Consider the following 15543-nt stretch of genomic DNA (forward strand, 5'->3'; position numbering starts at 1 on the left):
ATATAGCAAAAAATGCTGAAGTAGTTCAGATATAGTGTAAAATATAAAAAAGGATAAAGATTTTTAAATTTATTAATATTATTTGTAACTAAAAAAATTACGCAAATAGTTAATAGGCGCAAAATCATGATTGAGATGGCAGAAAATGCCAAAAATCATCCACCTCACTTTACTAATGCTGCCTTTGATATAGTGGCGATCGCAGCCTCAGCAGGCGGACTGACTGCTATAATTCAAGTGCTATCACCTCTAAAAGCAGAATTTCCCGCCGCGATCGCCATTGTGCAACACCTGGCTCCCGAACATCCGTCGTTTATGGCAGAAATTCTTGATCGGCACACGGATATTATCGTTAAACAGGCAGAAGAAGGAGATTCCCTTACCTTAGGAACAGCTTATGTTGCCCCACCCAATCGTCACTTATTGGTTAACGGTGACGGTACACTTTCCTTATCACAGTCGAAATTAGTACATTTTTTACGTCCTTCGGCTGACCTATTATTTGAATCAGTTGCAGCTACTTACAAAGACAGAGCGATCGCCCTTGTGCTAACTGGAACGGGTAGCGACGGCGCAATGGGAGTAGAAGCAATTAAAAAAATGGGCGGTACTGTGATTGTCCAAGACGTAAAAACCGCCGAGTTTCCTGGGATGCCCTCCGCCGCAATTCAAACTGGCAATGTAGATTTTATTCTACCTCTTAATGAAATTTCTACCACCCTGGTAAGGTTAATCATGGGAAAATTTAACTAAACTGAGAGGCATAGGCACAAAAGAGCAGAGGAGATACAGCATTTTGCATCTAAATGAAGTACATCCTTAGCCCCCTTAATCCCACGCCACTTGCTACAACGGGGGGAACCTTTGCAACGCAGTGGCTCCTTGATATATTGGTGGGAAATTCCCAATCTAGTTCCCTCACCTTGACAACTACGGTGTACACACAAGTCTGAAATAGCACCAGGGTTTTACCCCACCCTAACCCTCCCCTTGTAAAGGGGAGGGGACAAGATTTCAAGTTTTCCCCCAATACATCGGGGGGATTAAGGGGGGTAATTCAACTTGTGTGTACACGGTAGCCTCTTGATAAGGGAAGCCACTGCGTTGGGCGGCGAGCCACTCTTGTTGCAATTGGCGTGAGGGTTAGGGAGGGGTATTTTTGTACTTCATTAACTTGTAATCTACTGTATGTATTAGAGTGCAATTAACTTAGCGAGACTTAAACATTTTTGAGGAATAAATAAACCTCAAACCCTTGCGGGGTAAGGGAAATACACCAAATGTCCGAAAACGCCTGAAACCCAGATATATTAACAAACCAAGCAAAACAATGTCAAAACCCTTTGAGATATACGTTTGAGGTCATTTTATCGGTGTTTTTTGCCTAAGTCCCATTAGTGTCAACATAGTTTAATAAGTCTTTATACTCATTAATGAGTCTTTGATACTCGTGAATGAGTCTTTGATACTTGTGAACGCAAATCAGAACTCCACTCCTTCGCCCCTGCCCCCTGCCCTCCTAAACTATGACTTCCGCAGAAAAAAATTCTAAATTTGAAAATCTACTGATTTATCTTAGACAAAGCCGGGGATTTGATTTTACAGGCTATAAGCGCTCGACTTTGATGCGTCGGGTACTCAAGCGGATGCAGTCATTAACCATAGAAAATTTTGAAGAGTATCAAGACTATCTAGAAGTTTATCCAGAAGAATTCAATTATCTTTTCAACACCATTTTAATTAACGTCACTGCTTTTTTTCGAGATTCATCAGCTTGGGAAGAGATGGCAGAGCAAATACTGCCTAATCTGATTAACAATAAAAAAGCATCCGAGCAAATCCGCATCTGGAGCGCTGGCTGTGCTTCTGGGGAAGAAGCTTATACTTTGGCAATGTTGATTGCCCAAATTTTGGGAGCAGAGGAATTTCGCCAACGAGTAAAAATCTACGCCACAGATGTAGATGAAGATGCTCTCAACCACGCTAGGCAAGCCGTGTATTCAGAAAAAGATGTCCAAACTGTGCCAGATGAACTGCGGCATAAATACTTTGAAATTGTCGGGAACCGCTATGTTTTCCGCCAAGACTTGCGCCGCTCAGTGATTTTTGGTCGCCACGATTTGCTTCAGGATGCACCCATTTCGCGCTTAGATTTATTAGTCAGCCGCAATACATTAATGTATTTTAATTCTGAAACTCAAGGGCGAATTCTAGCCCGGTTTCATTTTGCACTAAATAATAATGGCTATCTGTTTTTAGGAAAAGCAGAGATGCTATTGATGCATTCTAGTCTGTTTACGCCGCTGGACTTGAAAAACCGAATATTTACTAAAGTATCGACGGTGAATTTACGCGATCGCCTCTTAGTTATGGCAAATTCCGTAGATGACGAATCTAGCAACCGTTTGACTCGAAATCTCCGACTGCGAGATATGGGTTTTGACACAGCTCCAATCGCCCAAATAGTCATTGATATCAATGGCACTCTGGTAATGGTGAACGAGCAAGCGCGGATTTTGTTCGGCCTTTTCCCCAAAGATTTAGCTCGTCCCTTCCAGGATCTAGAACTTTCCTATCGGCCTGTTGAATTGCGATCGCTAATTGAACGGGCTTATACTGAACGCCGCCCTGTGAGCATAACAAATGTAGAGCGTTATGTGTCCAACACAGAAATTCAATATCTAAATGTACAAATTACGCCTTTACAAGAAACAGATAACAGCTTTTTAGGAGTCAGTATTTCCTTTCATGATGTCACCCGTTATATTAAACTCCAAGATGCCTTGAAACGTTCCCAACAAGAATTAGAAACTACTAACGAAGAATTACAATCTACCAATGAAGAGTTAGAAACTACTAACGAAGAATTACAATCTACCAATGAAGAGTTAGAAACTACCAACGAAGAACTCCAATCTACCAATGAAGAATTGGAGACGATGAATGAAGAACTCCAGTCTACTAATGAAGAATTACAGGCAATTAATAGCGAACTGAACGAACGTACCACAGAACTAAATCGCACAAATATTAGTCTCATTTCTATTCTCAAAAGTCTGCAAACAGGAATAGTGGTAATTGACAGCAGCTTTAATATCTCTATTTGGAATTACATAGTAGAAGATTTATGGGGCTTGCGAACTGATGAAGTAATCGGCAAATCTATCTTCAACTTAGATATTGGGCTACCCGTCGAGCAGTTGCGATCGCCCATTCGCGAATCCCTATCTGGGAAAAAGCAGTTTCAAGAAATGATCGTCAATGCTACCAATCGTCGGGGTAAGCAAATAGAATGTTATCTGGCAATTACTCCGCTGCTTGGTGCTGAAATGCAAGGAGCAGTTTTGATGATGGTAGATGTAGAGAAAGCCAGTAGTATGATTTCTACTCAAGAAATCGAGAAACGGCAGCAGCAAGAATGAAGGGGGCAGGGGGCAGGACAGTTTTAGCGATCGCATTTGTTGATTCGGCGTTCGCATTTGTTGATTTGGCTTACGCATTTGTTGATTTGGCGTTCGCATTTGTTGATTTGGCGTTCGCATTTGTTGATTTGGCTTACGCATTTGTTGATTCGGCGTTCGCATTTGTTGATTCGGCGTTCGCATTTGTTGATTTGGCTTACGCATTTGTTGATTCGGCGTTCGCATTTGTTGATTTGGCTTACGCATTTGTTACAGCATTTTGCATCTAAATTCTGAAATAGCTGATTAACCAGGGTTTTACCCCACCCTAACCCTCCCCTTGTAAAGGGGAGGGGACAAGATTTCAAGTTTCCCCCCTTTACAAGGGGGGATTAAGGGGGGTAATTCAGCGTCACTACGGTATATATTGGGTTTTAGCTGCTACTTATTTCGACAAAGAAATTGTCATGCAACGGCTTGATGAATTAGCAATTGTTGAAACCGAGTTGCTAGCGATGCACCCAGAACCTAGAATTCACAGTTAGTAGACTAACCCAACAGATATGAAGCTTCAGCTAACACACCTGAGACTCCTTGTCTCCAACTACAAAGATTCTTTTCTGTTCTACCGGGATCTGCTGAAATTTAATGTCGATTGGGGCGATGAAGATAGCGGATATGCTGAGTTTAATAGCGGATATCTCAAGCTGGGTTTGTTCAAAAAAGAATTAATGGCTGAAGTAGTCCCAAGAATTGAACAGCCTTCATACGTTGCCAATCGAGATAAAATTATGTTAATTTTTGCAGTCGATAACGTGGATGAAGTCTACGAGCAAGTAAAAGCTCAGAATGCGCTCGTTGTGACTCAACCACAAGATCGCCCAAGCTGGGGAATCCGCACAGCTCATTTGCGCGATCCTGATGGCAATCTGATCGAAATCTACAACAATCTAGGAATTGTCAGTTAAAAGTTTCTGCCAACAACCTTATAAAGTAATTAATCATGAAATGGCTTTCTATTGTTGGCATTGGAGAAGATGGATTACAGGGATTAAGCGCGATTGCTCTTTCTTTACTCGCTCAAGCCAAAGTAATTGTCGGAGGCGATCGCCATTTAGCAATGCTCCCTACAGACGATCAACGTGAGAAACTAGTCTGGACATCTCCCATTAGTGCTTCAGTAGAGGAAATCATCCAACGTCGGGGTCAGTCAATCTGCGTACTCGCAAGCGGCGATCCGATGTGTTATGGCATTGGTGTCACCTTAATCCGGCGAATTCCCGTCTCTGAAATGACGATTATCCCCGCACCTTCAGCTTTCAGCCTCACCTGTGCCAGGGTAGGATGGTCTTTGACTGAGGTAGAAACTTTGAGTTTGAATGGTCGTCCATCCTCCCTACTCCAGTCTTATATTTATCCGGGAGCGCGGCTATTGATTTTGAGTGAGGGTAAAGACACACCAGCGCTCGTTGCTCAAATTTTGACAAATCGCGGCTATAGTGGCAGTAAAATCACCGTATTGGAGCGTATGGGCGGCGCTCATGAAAGAATTGTGGAAGGTACGGCTGCATCTTGGAATGAAACTGAAGTTGCGGCTTTAAATGCGATCGCAGTGGATTGTATTGCTGATGCTGGGGTTATGCCATTACCAAGATTACCAGGATTACCAGATAAAGCCTACCACCACGACGGGCAGTTAACGAAGCGTGAAGTTAGGGCAATCACCCTTGCAGCTTTGGCTCCCACACCGGGAGAATTATTATGGGATGTGGGCGCGGGTTGCGGCTCAATTTCAATTGAATGGATGCGGAGTAATGCTCAGTGTCGAGCGATCGCGATCGAACAAAACTCCTCTAGACTACTGTACATTGCTGATAATGCCGCCACTCTCGGAACTCCAAATCTGCAAATCATTGAAGGTAAAGCGCCCCATGCTCTGAAAGATTTGCCAGCACCAAATGCCATTTTTATTGGTGGTGGGGTGACAGCAATGGGACTTTTTGATGTTTGTTGGGAAGCTTTGCGATCAGGTGGACGTTTAGTAGCGAATGTTGTCACGGTAGAGGGTGAGCAAACTTTATTTCAATGGTATGAACGAGTTGGTGGCAATTTAACTCGTATTGCCATCCAACGGACGGAACCTATTGGTAAATTTTTAGGTTGGCGAGCAATGGCGGCTGTGACGCAATGGGTAGTAGTGAAGTCTTAAATCAGTGAACAGTAAACAGTTATCACGGCGTATGGTGAGGGGCAGATAAGCGCCACCAACGCATACCACCAATTGGTGGGGGACTTAAACCCAAAGATAAACACCATTATCTTTGCTGATAACTGATAACTGATAACTGTTAAAATGTCAAATAATGCTGGTATGAATCGTTGCAAAACTGAAACATCCCAAATAGATGACTTACAGCGATCGCTTTTTCATCACTCTCTAAAAATAAAGATTGTTTTGCGTTTTTGAGCTTTAATAAGCGGATAATAAAGTTTTAAGAGTTCTCGCCGTCGGGGAGGATTGAGAAACTTGTCAGGACATAAAGGAAAAATCCTGGTAGTAGACGATGAAGCCAGCATCCGCCGGATTTTGCAGACACGTCTTGAGATGATTGGCTACGATGTAGTAAAAGCAAAGGATGGCGAAGAAGCTTTGTTAGCTTTTCGTCGAGAAGCTCCAGACTTAATAGTTTTGGATGTGATGATGCCAAAACTGGATGGTTATGGTGTCTGTCAAGAAATACGGAAACAATCGGATGTACCAATTATCATGCTTACAGCTTTGGCAGATGTCGCAGAGCGAATCGCTGGACTGAATATAGGCGCTGATGACTATATGACGAAACCTTTCTCACCCAAAGAATTAGAAGCCCGAATTGCCTGTATACTTAGGCGACTTTTACAAAAAACCAGTGTCAATGTCATTGATAATTTTAGCCTAATCCATCTGGGCAATCTTAAAATCGATACAAGTAAGCGGCAAGTCTATAAAAATGAGCAACGCATTCGCCTGACAGATGTGGAATTTAACTTGCTAGAGTTATTGGTGAGTCATTCTGGAAAAGTTTTTTCCCGATTAGAAATCTTGCAGCAACTATGGGGCTTTGTACCAGAGACTAATGCAGATACCCGTGTAGTAGATGTGCATATCTCCCGATTACGGACAAAAATAGAATCTGACCCAAACTTGCCAGAGTTGATTGTCACAGCAAGAGGTAGTGGTTATTTTTTCCCACGAATTATTTCTAAGAGAGCAGGAATAACAGAAAAATATGACTAAGCTCATCTTAATTACAGGTATAAGCAAAGGTCTAGGTTATGCGATGACCGAGGGTTTTATTCAAGAGGGACATACTGTTATTGGTTGCGCTCGTTCATCAGATGCTATCAATAAAATACGCCAGAAGTTTAGTGCGCCCAACGATTTCACATCTGTAGATGTGGCAAATGAACAGCTTGTAAAAAAATGGGCAGAGCACGTACTTCAAAAATATGAACCGCCAGATATAGTGATAAATAATGCGGCAATTACTAATTACCCAGCACCTTTGTGGGAAATACCATCCGAAGAATTTTCTGATCTAATAGATATCAATATCAAAGGAGTAGTGAATATAATTCGCCATTTCGTACCAGCAATGGTAAAAAACAAACGGGGTATTATTGTTAATTTTAGTTCTGGCTGGGGACGTTCTACTTCAGCCCAAGTTGCACCATACTGTGCTTCCAAGTGGGCAATAGAAGGATTAACTCGTTCTTTGGCACAAGAATTACCGACTGGTATGGCAGCTATACCCCTCAATCCAGGGATTATTCATACAGATATGCTCTCTATTAGCTTTGGAGAAGAAGCTGCTAATTATACACCTGTGTCCGATTGGGTATTGAAAGCTGTGCCATTTATTCTCAAGTTAAAACCAAAAGATAACGGGATTTCTTTGACTGTACGTTAACCTTCTCTCAATTGTGATCGTTGCAATTAAGTCCCGATAGTTGAATCATCGAAGAATTACATGAATACTTAATCGCATATTTAATTTTGGATTTTGAATTTTGAATTTTGAATTGATTCATATCCTCTACACGAAACGCGGATTTTCTCCACTTTTTTACGGTTCAAATGGGGGTGTGTTCAATCACACTCCCCTTTTTTTCTTGAAAATCTAAAAAGTCGACGAAGATTAACAAAGAGATGAAAATCAGAATTAGGCGCGATCGCATTGTTTCCTCTTGGTTGGCAAAGGCTTTAAACATTAGCTAAAGCTTCTCCCGACACTAACTCTACTTTCATCCAGCCTGGTTGTCGTTGGTCAAACGCCTTGTATGCGTCAATCACTGACATTAGCGGTTCGATTTGAGTTAAAACTTTTGAGGGGTCTACTGTGCCATTACGAACCAAATCCACCAAAGTAGGAATATACTTGCGGTGATTACAATTACCCATGTTGATTGTGAGATTTTTGTTCATTGCCATGCCGATGGGAAAGAAATTGTGGGTTGGCGGATAAACTCCAATAATCGAAAGCGTCCCAGCTTTGGCTAATGCTTGAACTGCCCACTCCAAAGCTTGAGAAGGAGCATTACCGGGATTCCAATTGCCATTTTGAGGGTTGGTTTTAGGGGCAATTTGTTGTAACTGCTGCTGAAATTGTTGCGCTTCTTTTTGAGCTTTTTCGGCTGCTGGACCACTGTCAGGAGCATTCGCATCTACACCGACTGCTTCAATTACCCTATCCACACCAATTCCCCCGGTAAGTTCGCGGATCACCTCAATTGGGTCTTCGGCATTATAATCGATGACTTCTGCACCTAAATCACGCGCCATCTCCAAGCGCGAGGGAATTGTATCCACTGCAATGATGCGTCCTGCACCAAACAGTCTAGCGCTGACAATTGCAAACTGTCCAACGGGACCACAACCAAAGATGGCTACTGTATCTCCTGGTGTAATCTCTGCAATATCAGCTCCAAAATATGCTGTAGGAAAGATGTCAGAAAGAAGAATTGCTTGGTCGTCTGTAACTTCTTTTGGTAGTTTGACTAACCCGACATTAGCATAAGGAATTCTGGCATATTCTGCTTGCAATCCATCGAAGGGACCAGCTGCTTCTGGTCCTCCAAAAAAAGCTGTCCCAGCATTATGTCCGTGGGGATTAGCGTTATCACATTGAGCATGATAACCTGTACGGCAGTAAGAACAGTAGCCGCAGGCAATTGTTGAGGGAACGACAACGCGATCGCCTACTTTCAGATTCCGCACATTGGAGCCAATCTCTTCAATAATCCCAACACCTTCATGTCCCAAAATTGTGCCGGGTTTCATTCCTGTGAATGTTCCCCGAATCATGTGTAAATCTGTGCCACAAATTGCACTAGAAGTTAGTCGAATGATGGCATCTGTCGGCTCTTTAATTTGAGGTTCTGGTACGTTATCTAATCGAATATCTCCAATTCCGTGGAAAACAACTGCTTTCATTGTAAATATTCCCAACTTATTATGATGTTTATATTTCAGAAGCAAACAAACCGTGTAGCTGGGATTTTTAGCTATTAGAAAATCGCCAAAAATCATTATGCGATATAGTGGGACTTAGACAAAAAGTAGCCTTAAAAAACCATCAAACCTATATACAGAGTGACTTTGACATCGTTTTACCTGCTTTCTTGATATATCTGGGTTTCAAGCGTTTTTGAGCTTTCGGTGTATTTCCCTTATCCTGTATAGGTTTGAGGCTTGTTTCTGCCTCAAAAATGTTTAAGTCCTGCTAACACAAAACTTGCCGATTATAGACCGGAAGACTTAAACCCACGGAACTACTTAAAGAAAATCTCTTAATTAGAGTGTCGGATAGGTAATAAAAGTCAAAATGGATAACTTGACGAAACTAGAGTATTACCGTGCGGAGACTAGACACGAGTTTAGCTTATTAGGACAGCGAGTGAGTTGGTATGTAACTTGTCAATCGTTTCTAATCATTGCCTTTTCGTCAGGGATGAGTAATTTAAATGTTTATTTTAGGTTAGGCATAGGTTTCATACTTCCTACACTTGGCATTATTACCTCCATACTGATAAAGCCTTCTATTGATGGAGCGATCGCTATTATCAATAAATGGGGAGTTAAGGAATATGAAGTACTGCAAAATGAAGATTTAAAGGATTTTAAGATCAAAAGGGCATACGAAAAAGTAAAGTCTAGCTCTCACAGAGAAGTTGAACAGAGAACGGACATAATACAAAGAGAAAGCCTTAAGTTTGCCAAACTCGTTCCTGTTGTTTTTATCTACGGGTGGATCTGTCTTTGGATTTTAGGTGTCGCTGTAAACCTGAAATTTTAAAGCAAATATTAAATCCACTCAATGTAGTATGGCAAAAGCAAGTATTAAGAATATTAAAGGCGATCCTGCCTTTTGGACTCATTACAAAATACAGCAGTTTGCAAGTAAATTAGGTAAAGCATTAACTTAAGCTAGATGCTTGTCTTGTTAGGAAACGGTTTAATGGAGATAATGAGATTGTCTTTGCAGTCTGACAACTGACAATCTCCATTGAGAGATTAACTATCGAATCCTAAAGACACAAGACATGATGAATCAAGGAAGCGTCATATCTCTCGGCAGTGTTAATGCTGATTTCCAAGTACGAGTCGATCGCCGTCCAGACCTAAATGAAACGCTCCTTGCTAGTGATTTTTTGCAACTGAGTGGAGGCAAGGCAGCCAATGTTGCCTATCTTGCTCGCAAACTCGGTTTTCCTGCTATACTCATTGCTCATGTCGGTGCTGATACGCTGGCAGAACAGGCGCTCAAACCTCTGCGGGAGATTGAGGTAGACCTGAAATATGTACATGCGATCAAAGGCAAACCGACGGGTGTTTCCATGATTAGCGTGCCTCCCGATGGTAATAAGGGAATTATTTTAGCTGGAAATGCAAATAACATCTGGGCAAAGGAAGATGTTGCCACTGTGCGAGATGCGATCGCCAATGCGCCTTCTGGTTCAGTACTAGTCGTTGATTACGAGATTACGCCATTCATTGTTGAACCTGCGATTAATGCTGCCTGTGAGCGAGATTTTCCAGTAATTCTCGATCCATCTCCAGCCGATCAAGTAGAGCAAAACCTGTTTTCACAGGTGACTTATCTGGTTCCAGATGCAGGGGAAGCAGAGAAGTTAACTGGTATTGAGATTGATTCGGTGGATTGTGCGATTCAAGCTGCACATCGTTTTTTAGAGCGAGGGGTCAAAAATGCTTGTGTGAAGCTAAAAAACGGAGGCTGTGTGCTAATTAATCACGATCAAACGTTGCATATTTCTCCAGTTCCAGTGGATGTTGTTGATGCAACAGGCGCGGGGGATGCATTTGCAGGCGCACTTGCTATAGCGGTATTGGAAGGGCGATCGCTTCAGGATGCTGCCTGTTTTGCAACGGCGGCTTCCCACGTCACCGTAACCCGGTATGGTTCTCAACCAGCCTATCCGACGCGCTCAGAAATTGATTTGATGTTTCAACGACTCACACCCCAAGCTTATGTTCTTTGATCACAACACTTACGACTCCAAAGATGCTTGGAGCCTTGTTTTTGATGGGTACGAGCCAAAGGATGAAGGGCATGGGGAAGCACTCTGTGCGCTGGGTAATGGCTATTTATGTCATCGCCTCAGTGCAGCAAAAATTCTCGCCCGTCAAAATGGTTATAAAGGTGCAATGTTTCCCTGGCGCAGTGCCAGTACCGGACGTGAAGAAACACCCCGTTTTCAGTTCAGCCTGCTTTCAGGGCATTGGATGTGCGATCGCACAAACTTGCAGCATCACATTAACGCTATCATTGCCTGTAATCTGTGGCGCTACTATAACCTGACGAACGATCTTGCCTTTCTGATGGACTACGGGGCAGAGATGATGGTTGAGATTACCCGCTTTTGGGCGAGTATTGTCACCTATAATCCCGATCTCGATCGCTACGAAATTTGCGGTGTGGTTGGGCCTGATGAATATCACACTGCTTATCTAGATGCCAAAACTTTCGGTATCAATAATAATACCTACACAAACGTCATGGCAGTCTGGACGCTCTGTCGAACGCAGGAAGTCCTTAATTTACTGTCACCTTCCTGCCGTCGTGAATTCTGCGATCGCCTCAACCTGAGTCAAGAAGAAATCAACCAATGGGATCTTGTCAGCCGGAAGATGCACATAGTTTTTCAAGACGACGGTATTTTAAGCCAGTATGAAGGGTTTGATCGCTTGCAAGAATTTGAGCTCCAGCCGTTCTGCGATCAGCAGTTTAATTTAATCTTGGAGGCAAAAGGGGATAATATCAATCGCTATCACGTTAGCAAGCAAGCAGATACCGCGATGCTGTTCTTTTTACTGTCCCAGACAGAATTGACAACATTACTAGAGCGTAATGGTTATTTCTTTAATCGGACACAAATGCAGCGGATGATCGCTCATCATCTTCGGTATACAGTGCATGAGTCCAGCCTCTCCCGACTTGTGTATGCTGGGGCACTTGCCAGATGCGATTGCGAAAAATCCTGGCAGCTATTCATGGAAACGCTGTTTGCCGATTTATCGGGGGCGAGTAGTCAAGAGACAAAAAATGGTATCCACTTGGAAGCAATGGCAGGCACACTCCATCTTCTTCAGCACCATTACCTTGGGTTACACGCTTACGACGGTAATATTTGCCTCGAGCCATCCCTGCCAACTTCACTAAAGCGATTTCACGTTAGCCTTCAGCATCAAGGGAACGATTTAGAAATTGAAGTCATTGACAGTCATCTGAATCTAATCGCATCGCCAATTAACTCATCATCCGTCCAAATTGTTTGCTGGAGTGATGTGATGGATTTACAACCTGGTACTTCAATCACTTTTAACCTGCTAGATTCGGTTTCTTCAGTTAAGCTGAAGTTCCCTTTTAACAAAAAAGTGTAGTGTATGCAAATTTAAAAAAATCTTAAATTACATCGGTATAAAAATTTGATAATCAAGGCTTGTATTCATTGCCCAATAAGCTTATTGGGCTTTTTTGGTACATCCGTATAGGGGAACTTCAGATTAAAAGTTAAAAATTAAGAAAAATAATAATTTTTAATTAATTTTAGGTACAAGTCCCACTCTTCGGGAAGTAAAAACGCAAAAACCGGAAAGAAGGCTCTTTAAGTTGTACGGAGTTTTTTCATGCAATCAAAAATTTGGGCGATAAAAATGTAGAGACGCGATTTGTCGCGTCTCTACAAGGGTTTACCGTTTTTTGATAGACGCGATGAATTGCGTCTTTATGCAGGGTTAGGTTGAGTTCGGCTTTGAAGTAGCTGGATAATTGCAGCTTTTTCTAAGATTCCAACTAGGACACCATTCTCACGAATCACGGGAAGCACAGATAGTTTTTGTTGTTCGAGTAACTGCATGACTTCCAGCAGAGGTTGATCTGATTGGACTGTGGTAGATTCGGTAATTGGTCGCATGACTTCTTTAACTTGAGTTTCTGACCACACTGCTGTGGGGATGGTTCTTAAATTATCAACTGCGATCGCACCTAATAATTGTCCATCATCATCAGTCACTAAAAACCGATGCCAGTTTTGCCCACTTATGACTCGCTCATCGGCAAACTCTCTCAAAGTAAGATTAGCAGATACAATCGGGCTGTCATGAGTTACAGCATCTTCAGCTGTCAAACCTGTGAGTTTTTCTTGCACTCTGGCAAATTGAGCCGAATTACCAGCGTTTTGCAATAAGAAGAAGCCAATTAATAAATTCCAAAAGTTACCTGAGTTGCCAAATAATAGTAGGGGAAGTACACCTGAGAGAATTGCTACCCAACCAAATATTTGTCCAACTCGACTAGCAAAGGTTACACCTTTATAAGGATTACCTGTAATCTTCCAAACAATTGATTTCAATATATTCCCCCCATCCAAGGGCAAGCCCGGAATCAGATTAAATAGGGCTAATGCTAAATTAACAGCAGCTAGAACGCCAAGAATTGCAGCTAACGGCCCTGATGCGGCAGTAGTAACACCAATAGTTGTAACGATGGCGCACAATAATAAGCTTACTATTGGCCCAGCGATCGCTACCCAAAAAGCTTCACCTGGGGTTTTCGATTCTTTTTCTAAGTTTGCTAAACCGCCAAATATAAACAGTGTAATGGATTTGACATCAATTCCCTGACGAATCGCAACGAAACTGTGGCCTAACTCATGGGCGACGACAGAGGCAAATAACATTAGCGCTGTCATCAATCCTAGTAGCAAAGCTAATCCCGCAGACAATTGGGGAAATTGCGCCGCCAGTCCACTGCTATAGCTCCAAGTTACTAAACCCAGAACTAAAAACCATGACGGATGGATATAGAAGGGAATTCCGAAGAGATTACCAACGCGAATTGTGCCATTCATGTCGCTCACCTTTGATTTCAGCTTCGAGAGGTTTGCTTTCGTCCTTCTCGATGTTTTTATTGTAACGAAAGGTTAAGAGATTTTAATCTTAATGGCGGTAGTGGTGTCCGTCTGTAAAGGTGTGGTTATTGGTAATATTGCGAGCAAGAGTAATGACATCTTCAAGCGGTTACTACAGGACTAGTACCGCAAGGCGTTCGAGGAAACGGAATTAAAAACACCCATATCAACAGAATTAGTGAGAGTCCGCCATATCCTCGCACGAGCCAAATATGTAGGTTCCACCAATCAGAGTTATAAAAGTAAGCCAGTCCAACACTGAATATTTGGATTATTAAACAGAGATTGAAAAGCACTGCTGCGATCAAAAAACTGATTTGAATCCAGCGCCCGGATATCTGTGTGTCATCAATGCCAGAATTTACAGTCATGTAAAGTAATTCAAAAAACCAAACAAATTAGTCATTGGTCATTAGTCATTAATAAAGAGTTTTTTGGTACATACTTTACAACAGAGTGGGCAAAAAAACTAAGGACTAAGGACTAATGACTCCGCGAAGCGGTTTGATGTGACTAAAGCTAAGATAAGTCTAGTTGCAATACTGCGCCTAGACCTCGAACGAGTACACTTTGCAAATCATGGTTGCCTTACAAGCTCTATTTCATGGAATTGCTCAAGCTCAAGATGAACAGACTTTGCGATCACACATATCCACAGAAATGAGTGAGTATTTTTCAGCTACACGATGTGGGCTGTTTTTCTTTGCTCAAATTTCTTTAGTTGACAGCAAGATTCAAAAAGCACTGCAAATTGCATTATCACCTCAACACAATCCAGTTGCACGCTACTTGCTAGAACGCCATGCCCCTGTTCACGAAGCTTTGGTAGTAGAACCTAAAACATGGAAATTGATTTGTCCTCGTGCCGATCACTGGCACGTCATGGCAGGGCCAATTGTCAATAATGGTGAGTTAGTGGGTGTGGTAGGTTTGACGCGTCAGCAAGGAATGCCTGCATTTGATTCACAAAATCTTACAGATTTGAGTGCGATTTGTCTGCACATTTCTACTTGGGTGGCAATGGCGCAATTGCAACAACCACTATTACAGACAAAGCGTTTAACACCTCGTGAAATGCAAATTGCTTCCTTGGTGGCTCAAGGACAAACCAATGCAGAAATTAGTGCTGAACTTTGGATTACTGAAAACTCTGTTAAGCAAGCCTTAAAAAGGATGTTTCGCAAGCTGGAGGTTTCATCTCGCGCTCACATGGTTGCAAAGCTTACCACAGTTTCAAAATAAATGACCTTTTATTCGCCTCATTAATCCTGGATTTCTCTCCTCATGTCACCAAAGAAAGCCAGGAGATTTTAGAAAAGAATTTTCTCTGGAGGCAAAATGGTCTGAGAGCAACTAAATTTATTTATGAAAAACAAAAAAATTTCCCTTGCTTACTCGCACTTACTCTGATTTAGATAAAGCAATTACAGAAGCCTTTGAAACTATTAATTTAAGTGACATTATTGGTTGGTTCAAACATTGTGGTTATTGTATTGCAGTCAACTGATAACCGCTATAAAAGTTTTACTACGTGCATTTAACCGGATTTGATATTACTCAATAAGTCTAACAAACAAAAAAAGCCCGAAGCAGTGAAGTGAGCAAGGGGCTGATTGTTTGAGTTATGAAACCTGGCATCGAGCTATTTTTGCGTAGGGCAACCCCTAAACTA

15 protein-coding genes and 1 pseudogene are annotated in these 15543 nt (G+C 42.1%); 12 read left to right on the plus strand and 4 right to left on the minus strand.

Going from position 1 to position 15543, the window contains the following annotated elements; all coding sequences use genetic code 11:
- Positions 1-126 precede the first annotated feature (126 nt).
- The 8 genes and pseudogenes from V7K56_RS02490 (at position 127) to V7K56_RS02525 (ending at position 7351) form a co-directional block, all read left to right on the plus strand.
- A complete protein-coding gene (locus V7K56_RS02490) occupies positions 127-753 on the plus strand; it encodes a chemotaxis protein CheB (protein ID WP_334907266.1) in 627 nt (208 codons plus the stop codon).
- Between the two features lie 773 nt (positions 754-1526).
- Positions 1527-3422 carry a CheR family methyltransferase gene (locus V7K56_RS02495; protein WP_334907268.1) on the plus strand — a complete coding sequence of 632 codons (1896 nt, stop codon included), beginning with the start codon at positions 1527-1529 and terminating at the stop codon, positions 3420-3422.
- Positions 3419-3691: a hypothetical protein gene (locus V7K56_RS02500; protein ID WP_334907270.1), complete on the plus strand. Its 273-nt coding sequence runs from the start codon at positions 3419-3421 to the stop codon at positions 3689-3691. Before V7K56_RS02495 ends, V7K56_RS02500 begins: the two co-directional genes overlap by 4 nt.
- 99 nt (positions 3692-3790) lie before the next feature.
- A pseudogene (miaE, locus tag V7K56_RS02505) lies at positions 3791-3946 on the plus strand (tRNA isopentenyl-2-thiomethyl-A-37 hydroxylase MiaE); the annotation flags it as partial.
- 18 nt (positions 3947-3964) lie between these two features.
- Positions 3965-4369 (plus strand): VOC family protein, encoded by a 405-nt coding sequence (locus V7K56_RS02510; protein ID WP_334907272.1) that lies wholly within the window; start codon positions 3965-3967, stop codon positions 4367-4369.
- Positions 4370-4404: 35 nt separating this feature from the next.
- Positions 4405-5610, plus strand: coding sequence for a precorrin-6y C5,15-methyltransferase (decarboxylating) subunit CbiE (gene cbiE / locus V7K56_RS02515; protein ID WP_334907274.1), 1206 nt, complete (start codon positions 4405-4407; stop codon positions 5608-5610).
- Positions 5611-5928: 318 nt separating this feature from the next.
- Positions 5929-6678 carry a response regulator transcription factor RpaB gene (gene rpaB, locus V7K56_RS02520; protein WP_334907303.1) on the plus strand — a complete coding sequence of 250 codons (750 nt, stop codon included), beginning with the start codon at positions 5929-5931 and terminating at the stop codon, positions 6676-6678.
- A complete protein-coding gene (locus V7K56_RS02525) occupies positions 6671-7351 on the plus strand; it encodes an SDR family oxidoreductase (RefSeq protein WP_334907276.1) in 681 nt (226 codons plus the stop codon). The genes rpaB and V7K56_RS02525 overlap by 8 nt, the downstream gene beginning before the upstream one ends.
- Before the next feature lie 163 nt (positions 7352-7514).
- Here V7K56_RS02525 and V7K56_RS02530 read toward each other — a convergent pair whose 3' ends face one another.
- Together V7K56_RS02530 and V7K56_RS02535 are read right to left on the minus strand one after the other, a co-directional pair.
- Complete coding sequence (locus tag V7K56_RS02530; protein ID WP_334907278.1) at positions 7515-7652, minus strand: hypothetical protein; 138 nt, start codon at positions 7650-7652, stop codon at positions 7515-7517.
- Complete coding sequence (locus tag V7K56_RS02535) at positions 7645-8874, minus strand: zinc-dependent alcohol dehydrogenase (RefSeq protein WP_334907280.1); 1230 nt, start codon at positions 8872-8874, stop codon at positions 7645-7647. Before V7K56_RS02535 ends, V7K56_RS02530 begins: the two co-directional genes overlap by 8 nt.
- A 391-nt stretch (positions 8875-9265) precedes the next feature.
- Between V7K56_RS02535 and V7K56_RS02540 the strand changes: the two genes are divergently transcribed.
- The 3 genes from V7K56_RS02540 (at position 9266) to V7K56_RS02550 (ending at position 12342) form a co-directional block, all read left to right on the plus strand.
- Positions 9266-9736: a hypothetical protein gene (locus V7K56_RS02540; protein ID WP_334907281.1), complete on the plus strand. Its 471-nt coding sequence runs from the start codon at positions 9266-9268 to the stop codon at positions 9734-9736.
- A gap of 247 nt (positions 9737-9983) precedes the next feature.
- Positions 9984-10940 carry a ribokinase gene (locus tag V7K56_RS02545; protein ID WP_334907283.1) on the plus strand — a complete coding sequence of 319 codons (957 nt, stop codon included), beginning with the start codon at positions 9984-9986 and terminating at the stop codon, positions 10938-10940.
- Positions 10930-12342: a hypothetical protein gene (locus V7K56_RS02550; RefSeq protein WP_334907285.1), complete on the plus strand. Its 1413-nt coding sequence runs from the start codon at positions 10930-10932 to the stop codon at positions 12340-12342. Before V7K56_RS02545 ends, V7K56_RS02550 begins: the two co-directional genes overlap by 11 nt.
- Before the next feature lie 344 nt (positions 12343-12686).
- Here V7K56_RS02550 and V7K56_RS02555 read toward each other — a convergent pair whose 3' ends face one another.
- Positions 12687-13811 carry a site-2 protease family protein gene (locus V7K56_RS02555; protein ID WP_334907287.1) on the minus strand — a complete coding sequence of 375 codons (1125 nt, stop codon included), beginning with the start codon at positions 13809-13811 and terminating at the stop codon, positions 12687-12689.
- Between the two features lie 161 nt (positions 13812-13972).
- On the minus strand, positions 13973-14242 hold the full coding sequence (locus tag V7K56_RS02560; RefSeq protein ID WP_334907289.1) for a DUF6220 domain-containing protein: 270 nt from the start codon (positions 14240-14242) through the stop codon (positions 13973-13975).
- A 208-nt stretch (positions 14243-14450) separates the two neighbouring features.
- On the opposite strand from V7K56_RS02560, the gene V7K56_RS02565 reads away from it, so the two are divergent.
- Positions 14451-15113, plus strand: coding sequence for a LuxR C-terminal-related transcriptional regulator (locus V7K56_RS02565; RefSeq protein WP_334907291.1), 663 nt, complete (start codon positions 14451-14453; stop codon positions 15111-15113).
- The last annotated feature ends 430 nt before the right edge of the window (positions 15114-15543 follow it).

It is taken from the genome of Nostoc sp. (assembly GCF_036917535.1).
Lineage (GTDB): Bacteria > Cyanobacteriota > Cyanobacteriia > Cyanobacteriales > Nostocaceae > Nostoc.